This is a genomic window from Dapis brunnea BLCC-M229, assembly GCF_050015995.1.
Lineage (GTDB): Bacteria > Cyanobacteriota > Cyanobacteriia > Cyanobacteriales > Microcoleaceae > Trichodesmium.
Genome location: NZ_JBNHEP010000085.1, coordinates 1 through 15,773, shown reverse-complemented (window position 1 = coordinate 15,773; position 15,773 = coordinate 1). Strand labels below are relative to the sequence as shown.

At 35.1% G+C, this 15,773-nt stretch carries 9 protein-coding genes and 1 pseudogene; 9 read left to right on the top strand and 1 reads right to left on the bottom strand.

The genetic code is table 11. From position 1 onward, the window contains the following. Positions 1 to 4: 4 nt before the first annotated feature. On the bottom strand, positions 5 to 1,036 hold the full coding sequence (hemF, locus tag ACP6PM_RS09470; protein WP_426583979.1) for an oxygen-dependent coproporphyrinogen oxidase: 1,032 nt from the start codon (positions 1,034 to 1,036) through the stop codon (positions 5 to 7). Positions 1,037 to 3,510: 2,474 nt separating this feature from the next. Here hemF and ACP6PM_RS09465 point away from each other — a divergent pair. The 9 genes and pseudogenes from ACP6PM_RS09465 (at position 3,511) to ACP6PM_RS09425 (ending at position 15,334) form a co-directional block, all read left to right on the top strand. Then, on the top strand, positions 3,511 to 4,581 hold the full coding sequence (locus tag ACP6PM_RS09465; protein WP_426583977.1) for an Mrp/NBP35 family ATP-binding protein: 1,071 nt from the start codon (positions 3,511 to 3,513) through the stop codon (positions 4,579 to 4,581). Between the two features lie 92 nt (positions 4,582 to 4,673). Further along, positions 4,674 to 4,868 (top strand): NAD(P)H dehydrogenase subunit NdhS, encoded by a 195-nt coding sequence (locus ACP6PM_RS09460; RefSeq protein WP_094671245.1) that lies wholly within the window; start codon positions 4,674 to 4,676, stop codon positions 4,866 to 4,868. A 1,897-nt stretch (positions 4,869 to 6,765) separates the two neighbouring features. Beyond that, on the top strand, positions 6,766 to 7,431 hold the full coding sequence (locus ACP6PM_RS09455; protein WP_426583975.1) for an HAS-barrel domain-containing protein: 666 nt from the start codon (positions 6,766 to 6,768) through the stop codon (positions 7,429 to 7,431). 869 nt (positions 7,432 to 8,300) lie between these two features. After that, positions 8,301 to 8,569 (top strand): annotated as a pseudogene (locus ACP6PM_RS09450) (IS630 family transposase); the annotation flags it as partial. A 137-nt stretch (positions 8,570 to 8,706) separates the two neighbouring features. Then, positions 8,707 to 9,525: a 30S ribosomal protein S2 gene (gene rpsB / locus ACP6PM_RS09445; RefSeq protein WP_426583973.1), complete on the top strand. Its 819-nt coding sequence runs from the start codon at positions 8,707 to 8,709 to the stop codon at positions 9,523 to 9,525. 162 nt (positions 9,526 to 9,687) lie between these two features. After that, positions 9,688 to 10,347, top strand: coding sequence for a translation elongation factor Ts (tsf, locus tag ACP6PM_RS09440; RefSeq protein ID WP_426583971.1), 660 nt, complete (start codon positions 9,688 to 9,690; stop codon positions 10,345 to 10,347). Positions 10,348 to 10,674: 327 nt separating this feature from the next. Further along, complete coding sequence (locus ACP6PM_RS09435; protein WP_426583969.1) at positions 10,675 to 11,703, top strand: hypothetical protein; 1,029 nt, start codon at positions 10,675 to 10,677, stop codon at positions 11,701 to 11,703. 359 nt (positions 11,704 to 12,062) lie between these two features. Continuing rightward, positions 12,063 to 14,546 carry an ATP-dependent DNA helicase RecG gene (recG, locus tag ACP6PM_RS09430; protein WP_426583967.1) on the top strand — a complete coding sequence of 828 codons (2,484 nt, stop codon included), beginning with the start codon at positions 12,063 to 12,065 and terminating at the stop codon, positions 14,544 to 14,546. A 338-nt stretch (positions 14,547 to 14,884) separates the two neighbouring features. Further along, positions 14,885 to 15,334 (top strand): hypothetical protein, encoded by a 450-nt coding sequence (locus ACP6PM_RS09425; protein WP_426583965.1) that lies wholly within the window; start codon positions 14,885 to 14,887, stop codon positions 15,332 to 15,334. Positions 15,335 to 15,773 lie beyond the last annotated feature (439 nt).

The window sequence follows — 15,773 nt, the reverse complement described above, 5'->3', positions numbered from 1 at the left end:
ATAATTAATGATTTGGTTTCCAGTTAGCCCAATCATGAGGTTTTAAGAATACTTCATATAGTTCAGCTTCTGGTGTATTGGGTTCTGGGTTATATCCATATTCCCAACGGACTAAAGGTGGTAAAGACATCAAGATTGACTCTGTACGACCATTGGTTTGCAAACCAAAAATTGTACCTCTGTCATACACTAGATTAAATTCAACATAACGACCACGTCGGTATAGCTGAAAATTGCGTTCCCGATCTCCATATTCCATGGATTGCCGTCGCTCTACTATTGTTTTATATGCTGGTAAGAATGATTTACCACAATTTTGTATAAATGTAAATAAAGATTCCCAACTGCGAGATTCAGGAACTCCTAACTCCTGACTATAGGTTGCTGCTGGTCCTTGATTATCTGGCCCTTTATATAATTCTCCTTGACCATCTTGATAATCAAAGAATATACCTCCTACACCTCGCATTTCTTGACGATGCTTTAAGTAAAAATACTCATCACACCATCTTTTAAATACAGGATAATACTCTTTATGGCTTTTGTCACAGGCTGCCTTAATAGTTTGATGAAAGTGAGCTGCATCTTCGGCGTAGGGATAGTAAGGTGTTAAATCTATACCACCACCAAACCACCATACAGGTCCAGCTTCAAAATAGCGATAATTAAGATGCACTGTTGGTACATAAGGATTTCTAGGGTGTAGCACCATGGAAGTTCCTGTTGCATAGAAACCATGACCTGCAGCTTCTGGTCTTTGGGTTAGTATGCTTGGAGGTAATCGATCTCCCCATACTTCTGAGAAATTAACTCCTCCTTGTTCAAAAACTCCACCGTCTCTAATTACACGGGATTTTCCTCCGCCACCACCTGGACGTTCCCAACTGTCTTCTTTAAATTTCTGAACTCCGTCTAATTTCTCTAGTCCTTGACAAATTTCATCTTGTAGAGTCTGCATAAATTCACTGACTCGTTCTTGTGTACTACTCACTGGTACAGATGAAGATGCTTTTTGTGGTTCAGTAGAAACTACCATAACTATAATCTATGTTTGAAGTTGGCTAAAAATTAAATCTTTTCCAGACTTTTTATCCTATCATGCTCTCGATCATCTACTTACAATTTTCTGATTATCTAAGTTTTTCTTGAGTATATTTACTTAGTAGATAGAGAAAACAATTGAGGATATATTGATTATAACTGTATCATCTATAGTAGTCCTCATCTTAGTTGCAGGTAATTTTAGTTAGCCTCCTGGGGTCGTTAGTATTAACGTAGTACCGACCGCTGAAACCAGAGGCTTAAAATCCCAAATTTCCTTTTTTATCCCCTTTGTAGAGCGACAGCTCGCGACACAGCTAAGGGGAGGGTTGATACCTTATACCATTTCTCAAAAACTTTTCTACATTTTATTTAGTAGGGAAGTAGAGAAAAATTCAATAATTAACAATTAACAATTAATTATTACCTCTCTTTAAAGAGGTTTACTGACCATACCTAGACCACTTTTTCTCCTTAAAATGAGAGCCTTTAAATCTTAAGTATTTGTTCATTAATGGATAATGGATAATTACCTCTCCCTAAAAGGAAGAGGATTGACCTGGAGGGTGAAAATTTTTTCTTGTTTCTCCTTTAAAGGGGAGGCTTTATACCTTAATCATTCGGTAAACATAAAAATAATTAACATTAACGATACTTGTAATTATCAAAAATTTTATTTGGTTCTGTTAGTTACTTAAGAGAGTTGTCGCTAAATAGATGGAAAAATCGCTCAAATTAAGAAACACCAGTAATTCCAGATGTTTTCAATCAGGAATAGCTCAAATCTTTACATGATAAGGGTTTGCCAGTTTTTTTTAGTTATAGCAACGTGCGCTGGTATGTTTACATGGTACAAATCGTTACTAATGTAGTATATGTGAAAATATTGGTAATAGGTAGTATAGTCTCGTGCTACATTTAAAGACAATAGTAATATGTAAATATGTGAGCGCTCATTGCTATATAAAGCGACAAGTATAATAATTGAAGTGTCAGCTAAGTACAGCGTTAATGCATGATCATTGGTATTATTTATTGGTCAAAATCTCTAGGGATTATGTAACAGACAACATAGATAATAGTTTGATGATTTTGATTTAATCTATGAATTATTGACATTTTTTTGATAATTGCTATACATTATAAAACTGTTTTTAGTCAAAAATGAAACAGTTTAACTCTCAAAAAAATAAATAGGTGGTGGTGCATAGTAATGGTAAAGGAAGCATCGGGAGTGTAGGGAGATGGGGAGATGGGGGGATGGGGAGATGGGGGGATGGGGAGTGTCGGAGAAATTAAAAAATATATATCCTCACCATTACCATGCAGGACTACCAATAAATATTATAAATTCTTACAAATAGGTAATTCAAGAATTAATAATTAAATAATTCGCGCCTTGAAGCCTCCCCTTGGATAAGGGAAAAAGCGGTCGTTTGCGGAGAAGTCCGTAGGATGGGATACCGAGGAGACCTCGGCATATCCAATCGACCAAGAGAGCAGTCGGAAAGCGGAGCATTCCGTCAGGATGGGATGGCGAGGTCTCCTCCCCATATCCAATCTCCTCTTGAAAAAAGAAAATATTCCTTATATTCAATTCCGTAACGGTTAAAACCCGAGGTAATTATCAATTATCCATTATCCATTAATGAACTCCTGACTGCTAACTCCTAAGAACAAAGCCACTGTAGCAATATTTTATGAAATTGGTATAAAAGAAAATACCTAGACTAGAAGAACTGAAACACAAAGCTAAAAAACGAGAGATAGATTTAAGATATCTTAGATGAAACTGGATTTTCGATTCGTAGCTAAAGATTCCTTACAGATGACAAGAAAAATCAGAAAGGATAACTTTCAATAGTTGCCAAAGTAAAAGAATGAATGTTCTGGGATTAATGGGATGTAAAAACGAATTAAATTATGCAATACATCAGGGAATAATTGATAGTCAAATTGTAATTAATTTTTTAGATAAAGAATAGTGAACATTTAACTAAATTTACTATAGTAGTGATGGACTAAGCACCAATCCAGATGAGGGATAAAATGATCGAAAAATTAGAAGAGTGGAAAGGGAAAAATTTAGAGATATTTTGGCTACCAAGTTACTCACCTAAGCATAAACTCATTGAAATTATCTGGAAATTTATTAATATCAATGAATAGATTGAAATTGATGCTTAAGAAAGCTGCAAAAGCTTCCTCTACTATCTCAAAAAACTGCCTGATAATTTTGGTCAATAATATGTAATTAATTTTGTGTAGGTACTTAAATGTTTCTATCAGTTGACAAGTGGCAACTATAGCACTGCAAAAAAGTGTTACGAAATTAATACAATTGAAATCCTTTACCTAGAAAGTTTTTACTTGTAACGCAGTTCCTAATTAGGAAGTTAGCTGAATGCTGAGTCCTTAAAGCTATATAATCTTAAGAGAAACTTAAGAAAAATTTTAGAGGAAAATCAAATGTCCAATATACCTGATACTAAATCAATTTTAGATGTATTGCGACCAGTAGAAGACCCTGAACTGCGTAAGAGTTTGGTAGAACTAAACATGATTCGTAATATTAACGTTGTAGATGGGCAAGTCAAGTTTACTTTGGTTTTGACAACCCCAGCTTGTCCATTACGGGAGTTCATCGTAGAAGACTGCCAAAAAGCTGTCAAGCAATTACCTGGAGTTGAGGAGGTTATAGTAGATGTTACAGCAGAGACTCCTCAACAGAAAGCTATACCCGATCGCCAAGGTATTGGTGGAGTGAAAAATATTATTGCTATTTCTAGTGGCAAAGGTGGCGTTGGTAAAAGCACAGTGGCAGTAAATGTAGCTGTGGCTTTGGCTCAAATGGGTGCTAAGGTTGGCTTGATTGATGCTGATATTTATGGCCCTAACGATCCGACTATGTTGGGTCTAGCAGATGCTCAAGTTATGGTACAACAAGGAGAATCTGGGGAAGTATTGGAACCTGCTTTTAATCATGGGGTAAAGTTGGTTTCTATGGCTTTCCTGATTGATAAGGATCAACCAGTGATTTGGCGTGGTCCTATGTTGAATGGAATTATCCGACAATTTTTGTACCAAGTGCAATGGGGTGAATTAGATTATTTATTGGTAGATTTACCTCCTGGTACTGGTGATGCTCAATTAACATTAGCTCAAGCTGTTCCTATGTCTGGGGTGGTAATTGTCACGACTCCTCAAACTGTGGCATTACTTGATTCGCGCAAAGGTTTAAAAATGTTCCAGCAGTTGGGAGTTTCTGTTTTGGGGATAGTGGAAAATATGAGTTATTTTGTACCTCCAGATATGCCAGAGAAAAAGTATGATATTTTTGGCTCTGGTGGTGGTGAAAGAACAGCACAAGAATTAGGGGTACCTCTGCTTGGTGGGGTTCCTTTGGAAATGCCTGTGAGAGAGGGCGGAGATTCTGGTATACCTATTGTGGTAGGCGATCCGGGTTCTGTATCTGCTCAAGAATTACGGGCGATCGCTCAAAAAATTGCTGCTAGAGTTTCTGTTGTTGCCTTGGCATAAGAAAAAGTCATAAATGCCAAAATAATTACAATTAAAAAACTTCCAATGAGTGTAAAGTACAATTTAGCAAATATTTGATGGGAGTATCAATAATGATTTTACCTGGTGTAGCAGTTAGAGTTAAGAATATTGGTGACACTTACTATGGTTTTCAAGGACAAGTTCAACGAGTAAGTGATGGTAAAGCGGCTGTATTATTTGAAGGAGGAAATTGGGATAAATTAGTAACATTTAGATTATCAGAATTAGAGTTAGTAGATGCAACGGCAGGTCGCAAGAAAAAATAAGGGTATTTAGAATTCAAGGGTTAGTAGTCAGGAGTTAGAAGATAGAAAGGAGTTGTTTCCGACCCAAGGATGGGAAATAGATATGATTTGCACTTAATTAATGATTTTTACTGATATGATTCAGGAATTTCAGACCTAAAATTAGCAATGCTTAAATTATAGCGGTTTTCACAAAGGTAGACTACAGAGAAAACCAGGTATGTTTGAAGTTTAATAATTTACAGTCCTGACAATTGTATTCTATATTAATGAAAACCGTTATAAGTTATGAAGTCAGCAAAAAGATTAGTATTTTTGACTCCTGCATTTCTACCCTCTAATAAAAAATTGGGAAAAAGTTGGCTACAAAATTATAGCAGTCAGGAGTCGGAATAAGGGAAGGTAAGGCTTCTAAGTATCTAGATTATTTTATTATTTTGGAAATTTCCAATCTATATTTTGTATATTAAGTAGTCATGCAAAATTAATTACACATACTCTAAAACTGAAAAGCAAATCTTATAATTTTTACTAAGGAATCAAATTAGGTAATTAATTTTGCCTAAGCAATTACCGAATAATTAAGGTTTAAAGCCTCTTCTTTAAAGGAGAAACAAGCGGTCGTTTGCGGAGCATTCCGTCAGGATGGGATGGCGAGGAGACCTCGCCATCCCTCGACCAAGAGAAGAAAAAATTTTCACGCTCCGTATCAATCCAATCCGTTTTAGGGAGAGGTAATTATCCATTATCCATTATCCATTATCCATTATCCATTAATGAACACCTATTTTAGTTTTTTGGAGACAAGAAATGAGACTTGATTTAGGCGGGGTTATCTTGCTTCTCAGTTTGATAGAAATGAAAAAAATCCTATTCTTTGTAAAATTGTTTGACCGTGGTTGTGTAGATATTATTCTGTAAGTCTACTAAACACCTAAACAAAATTGTTTACCGACAAATCAAGGTTTAAAGCTTCTCTTTTCAAGGAGAAAAAATTTCCTTTTAAGCAATTATCTTCTTTTTAAGAAGAGGTAATAATTGGGTGCATCTCATATTTGCAAAAATACTTTTTTCCTATATATTCTCTGTTCCCTGTTCCCTATTCCCTGTTCCCTAAAAGCGATAAATTTTTGGCTTTATTCAAAATTGAGATGCACCCTAATAATAATAATTAATGAATGAACCACCCTAATTTGATATAAGGGATTCAGTCTGAAAAAATGTGTAATTAATTTTGCGTACCTGCTTATAGTAATCAGGAATAATTTATGACAATTTGAATTTTATCTCTTGCTTGTTTCCTCAAAATATACTAGTATATCATAACTTAAATAATATTCCTAATATTGCTATTTGTACTGGTTCTATGATTAATTAGGTAAAGTATTTTTTTCTATTCCCTATTCCTACTTTTCTGTTACCAATGGATAATTGATAATTAATCAATCCGGTTTAAAGCCTCTCCTTTTAAGGAGAAAAAGCGGTCGTTTGCGGAGCAGTCCGTTAGGATGGGATGGCGAGGTTTCCCGCTCTTTCAGAGCCGCTGCGCTTTTCATGTCGGCTCTTAGCCGAAACGCCATATCCAATCGACCAAGAGAAAATAAATTGTGATGTCCTTATCTTAAATCAAGAACGGTTTTAACCAGAGGTAATTATCCATTATTCATTATCCATTATCAATTAATGAACTGTCAGCTACAATATCCAACTTGTTTATCTCAGCAATTTGAGTGAATATTATAATAGCAATTATAAATTATTTTTCAAAGTTAATTAACCCTGTAAAAACTAATCTGGCGAATTTTTATTATGATTAATATTGAAATACCAGAGCAGGAAATAGGGTACTGGGAAAAAATCCTCAAATTCTTTTTCCTCATTTAGAGCAATAATTTAACTTTTAATTTTAATAATAGTTATGCGTCTTCCTTTACCACAGTTTGCTAATACAAATCGCCAAAATAATTACATAGCTGAAGTGATAGAAACAGCAACTACAGAATTTTTAGCTCAATGTTTAGAACCAGAAGAGTTAGATTTTCCTATGATGCCTGCTTTTGGTACTTGGGTAAAGTCTCAAGATGAACAATCAGGAAATATAATTTATGGGGTGGTTTATTATGCTACTACTTTGCCTATTGATTCAGTACATAGAGCTAGAGCTTTGGGAATGTCTCTACCTGAATTACGGGAGCAACAACCGCAAATTTTTGCTATGTTGAAGACAGAGTTTCGAGCAGCAATAGTGGGTTTTTTATCTCAAGAAAATTTGAATGGCTCTAAGGGAGAAAATGGCATAATTTATCAATATATTCCACCTCGTCCGCCTCAAATTCATCAGGCAGTTTATTTATGTGAACCAGAGGAAATAATTAGGTTTAGTGAAAAATTAGATTTCTTGCGGACATTATTACAGTTGGTTAATGCTCCTGTTGATGCTTTAGTTGCAGCTACTATTCGAGAAATTTATCAACTGAGAAAAGCGGATCGTAATTGGTTAGTTCAGGCAGGTAGAAATATGAGTGTTTTGTTGAGAGATGATTATGACCGCTTAAAAATAATACTAGGGCAAATACATCCTTAAAATAAACAAGAAGAAAGAAGGAAGAAGGAAGAAGGAAGAAGGAAAAAATAGTATATGTTTTTTGGGTTTTGATGGAGCAAAAATTATTACGATTTATGATTAGCACCTGCAAAATTAATTTAACTGATGGTGTAATACCAAATTCATGCATAGGAAGTTACATCTTAAGCATGTGATTTATTCCTACAATAAAAAATTATAAATTCCATAAATTGTAAAAATTAAACATTTTTTCCTCTTTTTTGATTCTTTTTTTCTTTCCCAGTTAAGTGTTCCCTATTCCCTATTCCCTGTGTCATGACTGTAGCAATATTTTATGAAATTGGTATAAGTAGGGAACAGGGAAAAGAACATATAGCTAATAGCTAAGTAGTAAATATACGCGATGTGCAACTTTCTAGGAAAATAGAACTGTGTCTCACCATAAAGCTGAAAATGTTCTTTTCAGAACTCCTTAAATTTCCTAGTTTAGGAAAAGTTGTACAGGATGTTAAATCTACAAATAATGTAATAATTTTCTGCGAAATGCGGAGCTAACAGCCGTCAGCTATTGCTTTTATGTGCGATTCTAGCTTTATTAATTGAGCTAGAATTAAATCTTACTACTACAAAAAAGTATAAAACTTTGACTCCTTATTAAATCTTGTACCTTTGTTTCATTCAACCTATTAAAAAGATGGAGGAAGAGGCAGGAGTATCTAGGGCAAAAGGCTGAGAAAGGATTGAGAAAATTACCTTTTGATAACCGGATTTTGTATTAGATAAATTGCAGTTAAAAATTGTCAGTTTTTATTACCTTTGAGTTTTGATTTATTTTTGGCAGAAATCTAATGCAGATTTTCTACATAAACTAAATATAACTGCTATATTCTCAAAAATTTCGAGAATATTTGATGAAAATTAATCAAAATTTACCATACCAGAAGAGGAATGGTTGATAAATTCTATGAAATTTGCCCCAAATTCCCCGGAGCAAAACCCCGTAGAAGATGTTTGATTGCAAGTCAAAAGTTTCATCAGAAAATTCGATCATTTTTGCAGCTCTTTCAAAATAGTTAAGTGGCTATTTAAGTTGTTTACTGATGGTAAAATATTCAATTTTCCCAAGCTTTTTCAGTATGGAATTTTGCCACAACCAATGCGCGGATTACTATATATATGGTATGCTGGAAAAGTTGTCAAAAATCGCACATCTGGGTAATCGGGTGTTCTACAGATTTTTAATCTGTGGGAATACACCTGGATGGAGGATTAACCCGAATAGGAGATAAAATCATGCCAGTTGTTAGTTTGGCTCAATTGTTAGAGTCAGGAGTTCACTTTGGGCATCAGACCCGTCGCTGGAACCCAAGAATGTCCCAGTATATTTTTACTGAGCGTAATGGCGTTCATATAATTGACCTGGTTCAAACAGCTCAATTAATGGATGAGGCTTACAATTATATTAGAACGGCCTCAGAACAAGGGAAAAAATTTTTATTTGTTGGTACAAAGCGTCAAGCTGCTGGTATTATCGCTCAAGAAGCTACGAGATGTGGAGGTTATTATATTAACCAACGCTGGTTAGGTGGAATGTTAACCAATTGGACTACTATTAAAACTCGTGTAGAACGACTTAAAGACCTGGAGCGTCGTGAGGAAAGTGGGGCACTAGATTTGTTGCCGAAAAAAGAAGCTTCAGTGCTTCGTCGTGAAATGGCTAAACTACAAAAATATCTGGGTGGGATTAAAAATATGCGTCGCCTCCCGGATGGGGTAATTATGGTGGATCAGCGACGAGAGTATAATGCTGTTCAGGAATGTCAAAAGTTGGATATTCCTATTGTATCCTTATTAGATACAAATTGTGACCCTACTCAAGTAGATATTCCTATTCCAGCAAATGATGATGCGATTAGATCAATTAAACTTATATTAGGTAAGTTGGCTGATGCTATTTATGAAGGTCGTCATGGTCAACTCGAAACAGACTATCAAGAAGACTATGAAGATTACGAAGATTATGAAGATGATTATGATGGAGCTGAAGGAGATTTTGACTTAGATGATACTAATCAAGAGGAATCATCAGAGGAAAATCAGGAAGAAGAATAAGAAACTTCAGCAATATTGTTGAGTAGCAGAGGTGGGATTTTTGGGGATAAAATACAGCGTAAATTATTTCTAAAAAGCCTATCTGAAATTAGGAAACTACAGTATGATTAATTCCTAAATAATGACATTGTACTAAAACTAAAATTGGGAAGGAAATTAAAGATGGCGGAAATATCTGCAAAGTTGGTTAAAGATTTGCGCGAACAAACAGGCGCAGGTATGATGGACTGTAAAAAAGCCCTAAAAGAAACTGATGGGGATATTAATAAAGCTACAGAATGGCTCAGACAGAAAGGTATTGCTTCTGCGGGAAAACTTGAGGGTAAAGTAGCAGCAGAGGGACTTGTTGAGAGTTATATTCATACAGGTGGCAGAATTGGTGTTTTAGTAGAAGTAAATTGTCAGACAGATTTTGTTGCCCGGAATGAGGCATTCAAAGAATTAGTCAAGAATGTTGCTATGCAAATAGCTGCTTGTCCACAGGTAAAATATGTGTCAGTTGATGATATTCCGACTGAATATGTAGAAAGTGAAAAATCTATAGAAATGGGTAGAGAAGACCTGAGCAATAAACCGGAAAATATTAGGGAAAAAATAGTTCAAGGTCGAATAGAAAAGCGGTTAAAAGAATTAACTTTGATGGATCAACCTTTTATCCGCGACCAAAATAAGACAGTAGAAGAGTTGATTAAAGAAACTACCGCTCAGTTAGGTGAAAAAGTACAAGTACGTCGTTTTATTAGGTTTGTTTTGGGAGAAGGTATTGAGAAACAAGAAAGTAATTTTGCTGAAGAAGTAGCAGCACAAACTGGAAAGAAATAAGTAAGCATTAAGTGGTCAGCTATTAGCTATAAGCTATCAGCTTCTGAGACACATCTACATTTCCCGCAGAATTATATGTATGGGCTGATAACTTAAATTCGTTGTTCTTATGCTTCAATTCTCTGGTTGAAAATATAAATGTAGTAGAAGTTAAACTAATGTTTGCTTCATTGATTAAAAAGCTGTTTGCGTAGCATTCCGCAGGATGAGCTGACTACAAGCTAGCTGAATGTTTACATAAATAATTGATTAAATACATTCAATCAAAACGATTAAAAATTAAAAATAGCAGAGATAATTCTGTTTATTTTTGATTTTTAATTCTAGATGTATAAATATAATTGGGTTATAGTGGGAGAAATCAAAAAAATAGGACAAGATTTGCAAAGAATTGAAGTGGCGATCGCTGATATTGCCAAAGAACTTTATAGTAAATATCAAGGCTATTTACAAGTTTTGGGGCAAGGGATGCGACAACAGTTAATTTTTGCTAGTTATTATATATGTACTCAGGGATATCCAGAAGAATTTCTGAAGTTATCATTTTCTCAGCGACAAAAAATGCAGGAAGAGTTGCGAGAAAAGTCTAAATTGGCACTTCAAGAATTACAAGAATTATTAAACCAAGATCCAGAGTCTCAAGAAAAGTCGGATGATACCTCTGTAGCAGAATTAATGATGAGTCTTCTGAATGAAGAAGAGAAGGAAAAGGAAGAAGTAGTACCAAAAATAAAAGACCAAAAAGAAGCTATAGAGTTTGATTCTTCTGAATTATTTCCGACTGAAATATCGTCACAACCTACAACAGATTCTCAGGATAAAGAAGTAGGAAATAAAGTAGAAGAGAACATCAATGAAACTAAAGCAGAAAAAATCAAAATTTCGACAGAAAATATTATTGATAAATTGGATAATATTAACATATTAAGACTTTGGCAAGAAAATATAGAAAAGCAAATACCAGAAATTATCAAAAAACTTTCTCATCAGACAAACTGTATACTTCAGAAAGCAGAAATACTGCCGAAAAAAATACCAGAAAAAGTTTTAGAAGCTGCGACAAAAATGGAATCAGGGGATACTCCTGTAGGTGGGCAACCTAATATATTAAATTTGTTAATTGAAGCAGAAGATTTAGAAGATGATGATGATGCTAAAATTACTCGAATTATAGCAATAAATCTACGGTTATCTGAAATAGAATTTACTGATATTAATGTCACAGGTTGGCGCAATAAAATCCGTAGTCTTTTAGGACAGCTTAGTCAACTGCAACGAGAATATAATAAAAAGCAACGGGAATTAGCCGTGATAGAAGCTGAGTCAGCATGGCGGTCTAGTTGGTATGAAGATTAAATAAATAATTGAGAATTGAGAATTTAGAATTGAGAATTTGCAATCTATAGGAATCCTATTTTATTTGTGTATAAAAATCTTACCGCTTTTCGGGCATAGGGAATAAGCAATGGACAATGGGCAAGAGTTTCGGAATTTATTTCTAGTTTTTGAGTTGTTACAACCTATTTAAGACTGCTATATATGAATTTACAATTTAGAATCTTTTATAAATTCAGAATTAATTAGGGTTTACTGAAAAAGTTTTTAATTCACTAATTATAAATTCTGCATTTTGTCAGATTAATTTACCAATTATTAATTCTTTAATTCACTAATTCACTAATTCTAAATTAGAAATTATAAATTCCTATAATGCCATGAATAATGAAAAAGAAACCATAGACTGGGAAAGACTAAAAAAAGCTTTATTGGTAGAAGCAGAACGTGGATTTAAAAATATACAAGGCCAACAATATATATTTAATGACTTTTTGAGTATTAGTTTAAGTAAACAACCAATAATATTAAAAGCTTATCAAAGTCAATTTCAGGAACTGTCTAAAAAATTTGCTTGTTATCCAGCAATGACTAGAGAAGAACGGCAATCTTTACTAGAAAAAACTCAGAATTTTTTAAATAAAATGCAGTATTTCTCTACAAAAGAACAAGAGCAAAATATACCAGAAGTACATCCATTAGCAATAACTACCAAAATACAGAAAAATAATTCTAACTTTCCACAAAAATATACCAATAATCTAGAACTACAACAGCCACTTAAAGATGTAAAAGGTATCGGAATTAAAAATAGCGATCGCCTAGCAACATTAGGACTATATACAGTTAGAGAATTACTTTATTATTACCCAAGAGACCATATAGATTATGCTCGCCAAGTAAATATTCGTGACTTAGAACCGGGAGAAACTGTTACTATAATTGGCAAAGTTAAAAGGTTCAACTGTTTTTCTAGTCCTAAAAATAAGAAATTAACTATTCTAGAACTTACCCTCACAGATGCCACAGGTCAAATAAAAATCAGTCGCTTTTTTGCCGGACCTAGATTTAGTAATAAAGGTTGGCAAATGCTGCAAAAAAAAATCTATCCAGTCGGTGCAATAGTCGCTGCTTCAGGTTTAGTTAAAGAAAACAAATATGGTAAAAATTTAGATAACCCAGAAATAGAAGTTCTTGATAGCGAAGGCGGTACAATTGAATCTATGAAAATTGGTCGTTTAGTACCAGTTTATCCCTTAATAGAAGGAGTAGGAGCAGATGTTGTGAGACGAGCAGTATTTACAACTTTACCAACAGCAGAAAAAATCCCTGACACATTGCCTGAAACACTTCTGAATAAATATCAATTAATAGATTTAAAAAACGCCATTAAAAATATTCATTTTCCTATAGATAGAGATTGTTTAGCTGCTGCCCGTCGTCGCTTAGTTTTTGATGAATTTTTCTACCTACAATTAGGATTATTAAAACGTCGGCAACTGCAAAAAAAAATAGAGACAGCTATATCTTTACCAATCACAGGAAAACTCATTAATAAATTCTACGAACTACTGCCATTTCAATTAACTAAAGCTCAAAAAAGAGTAGTCAATGAAATCCTCAGCGACCTACAAAAACCCGAACCAATGAAAAGATTAGTACAAGGAGATGTAGGAGCTGGAAAAACAGTAGTAGCAGTAGTCGCCATGTTAGCAGCAATTCAAGTTGGTTATCAAGCTGCTTTAATGGCACCAACAGAAGTATTAGCAGAACAACATTATCGTAAATTAGTTAGTTGGTTTAATCTCTTACATTTGCCAGTTGAATTATTAACAGGTTCCACAAAAGTAGCAAAACGTCGAGAGATTTACTCTCAACTTGAGACTGGAGAATTACCAGTATTAGTCGGTACTCATGCCCTAATTCAAGATACAGTCAACTTTCATAAATTAGGCTTAGTAGTAATAGATGAACAACACAGATTTGGAGTCCAACAAAGAGCAAAATTACAACAAAAAGGTGAATCTCCACACTTTTTAGCAATGACAGCTACTCCCATTCCCAGAACTTTAGCTTTGACATTACATGGAGATTTAGATGTTAGTCAAATAGACGAACTACCACCAGGAAGACAACCAATTCAAACAACAACTTTGACTGGGAGACAGCGTAAAAAAGCTTACGATCTAATCCGTCGAGAAATAGTTCAAGGCAGACAAGTTTATGTTGTTTTACCATTAGTTGAAGAGTCGGAAAAATTGGATGTAAAATCCGCAGTTGAAGAACATCAAAAGTTAGCAGAAAAAGTTTTCCCAGAATTTCAAATAGGTTTACTACATGGCAGAATGAGTAGTGCAGAAAAAGACCAAGCTATTAGTACTTTTCGGGATAATAAAACTCAGATTTTAGTTTCTACCACTGTGGTGGAAGTGGGGGTAGACGTACCAAATGCTACGGTAATGCTGATTGAAAATGCAGAAAGGTTTGGTTTATCTCAGTTACATCAGTTGCGGGGACGGGTGGGTCGTGGTGTCCATCGCTCTTATTGTTTGTTGATGAGGGGTGCAGGTTCGACGGATGCTGTGGAACGCTTGCAGGTTTTGGAGCAGTCTCAGGATGGATTTTTTATTTCAGAGATGGATATGCGTTTGCGGGGTCCTGGTCAGGTTTTGGGAACTAAGCAGTCGGGGTTGCCGGATTTTGCTTTGGCGAGTTTGGTTGAAGATCAGGAGGTTTTGGAGTTAGCGCGGGGTGCTGCTTTTCGGGTGATGGAGAAGGATGAAAGTCTGAATAGTTGGCCTCTGTTAAGGAAAGAGTTGGAATGGCGGTATCAGAAAATGATGGGAGGGTCGATTTTGAATTAGGGAGTAGGGGAGTGGGGAGTGTGGGAAGTTTAGGGAAGGTGGGGAGAGATGAGAACCAAATAATTTTCATCATCCATCTCCGGGAGCTTCAGCAAATGAAACGACTATTGCTCTATACGCAATATAGCAATGTGCGCTGGCATATTTACACATTATTTTTTGTAGGCCTTTTCTAGAATGCACTTTGAGCTGGGCCTTGTAAATACCTGAGCGCTCATTGCTATAAAAGGAAAAAAATTCACCATCCGCCTCCGGGAGCTTCAGCAAATGAAACGACTATTGCTCTATACGCAATAAAAGGAAAAAATTTCACCATCCAACTCCGGGAGCTTCAGCAAATGAAAAGACTATTGCTCTATACGCATGGGAAACAGAAAAATTTCACCATCCATCTCCGAGAGCTTCATGAAAAGACTATTGCTCTATACGCATGGGAAACAGAAAAATTTCACCATCCATCTCCGGAAGCTTCAGCAAATGAAATGACTATTGCTCTATACGCATGGGAAACAGAAAAATTTCACCATCCATCTCCGGAAGCTTCAGCAAATGAAATGACTATTGCTCTATACGCATGGGAAACAGAAAAATTTCACCATCCACCTTCGGGAGCTTCAGTAAATGAAATGACTATTGCTCTATCCGCATGGGAAACAGAAAAATTTCACCATCCACCTTCGGGAGCTTCAGCAAATGAAAAGACTATTGCTCTATACGCAATAGTAGAATTTAAAGAGTCTAGAAAGACGAAACTCAGAGCAACCTACTTTACCTCCTCCAGAAATTGAGCGATCGCTCCAGACAAATCAAGAGGAACTAATTCTCAATTCCAAATTAAAAATTTATTCATCACTATTTTTTTTTGCGCAATAGTAAAGTCTCAAGATTCTGGAAAGACTAAGCTCAGAGCAACCTACTTTTCCTCCTCCAGATTTTGGAGCGCTCCAGACAAATTAAGAGGAACTAATTATTAATTCAAAATCAAAAAAATATTATCACTCAATAGTAGAGTTTCAAGAGTCTAGAAAGACTCAGCTCAGAGCAACCTACTTTCCCTCCTCCAGATTTTGGAGCGCTCTAGACAAATCAAGAGAAACTAATTTATTAATTCAAAATCAAAAATTTATTCATCACTATTGCTCTATACGCAATAGAGAGTTTCCAGAGTCTGGAAAGACTAAGCTCAAAGCAACCTACTTTTTATTCTCTAGATATGGAGCGATCGCT

Excerpts from the sequence above, each read along its gene's own strand:
- ACP6PM_RS09460 (WP_094671245.1), top strand. The coding sequence starts at position 4,674 with ATGATTTTACCTGGTGTAGCAGTTAGAGTTAAGAATATTGGTGACACT.
- tsf (WP_426583971.1), top strand. The coding sequence starts at position 9,688 with ATGGCGGAAATATCTGCAAAGTTGGTTAAAGATTTGCGCGAACAAACA.
- hemF (WP_426583979.1), bottom strand. The coding sequence starts at position 1,036 with ATGGTAGTTTCTACTGAACCACAAAAAGCATCTTCATCTGTACCAGTG.
- recG (WP_426583967.1), top strand. The coding sequence starts at position 12,063 with ATGAATAATGAAAAAGAAACCATAGACTGGGAAAGACTAAAAAAAGCT.
- ACP6PM_RS09425 (WP_426583965.1), top strand. The coding sequence starts at position 14,885 with ATGAAAAGACTATTGCTCTATACGCATGGGAAACAGAAAAATTTCACC.
- ACP6PM_RS09455 (WP_426583975.1), top strand. The coding sequence starts at position 6,766 with ATGCGTCTTCCTTTACCACAGTTTGCTAATACAAATCGCCAAAATAAT.
- rpsB (WP_426583973.1), top strand. The coding sequence starts at position 8,707 with ATGCCAGTTGTTAGTTTGGCTCAATTGTTAGAGTCAGGAGTTCACTTT.
- ACP6PM_RS09435 (WP_426583969.1), top strand. The coding sequence starts at position 10,675 with ATGTATAAATATAATTGGGTTATAGTGGGAGAAATCAAAAAAATAGGA.
- ACP6PM_RS09465 (WP_426583977.1), top strand. The coding sequence starts at position 3,511 with ATGTCCAATATACCTGATACTAAATCAATTTTAGATGTATTGCGACCA.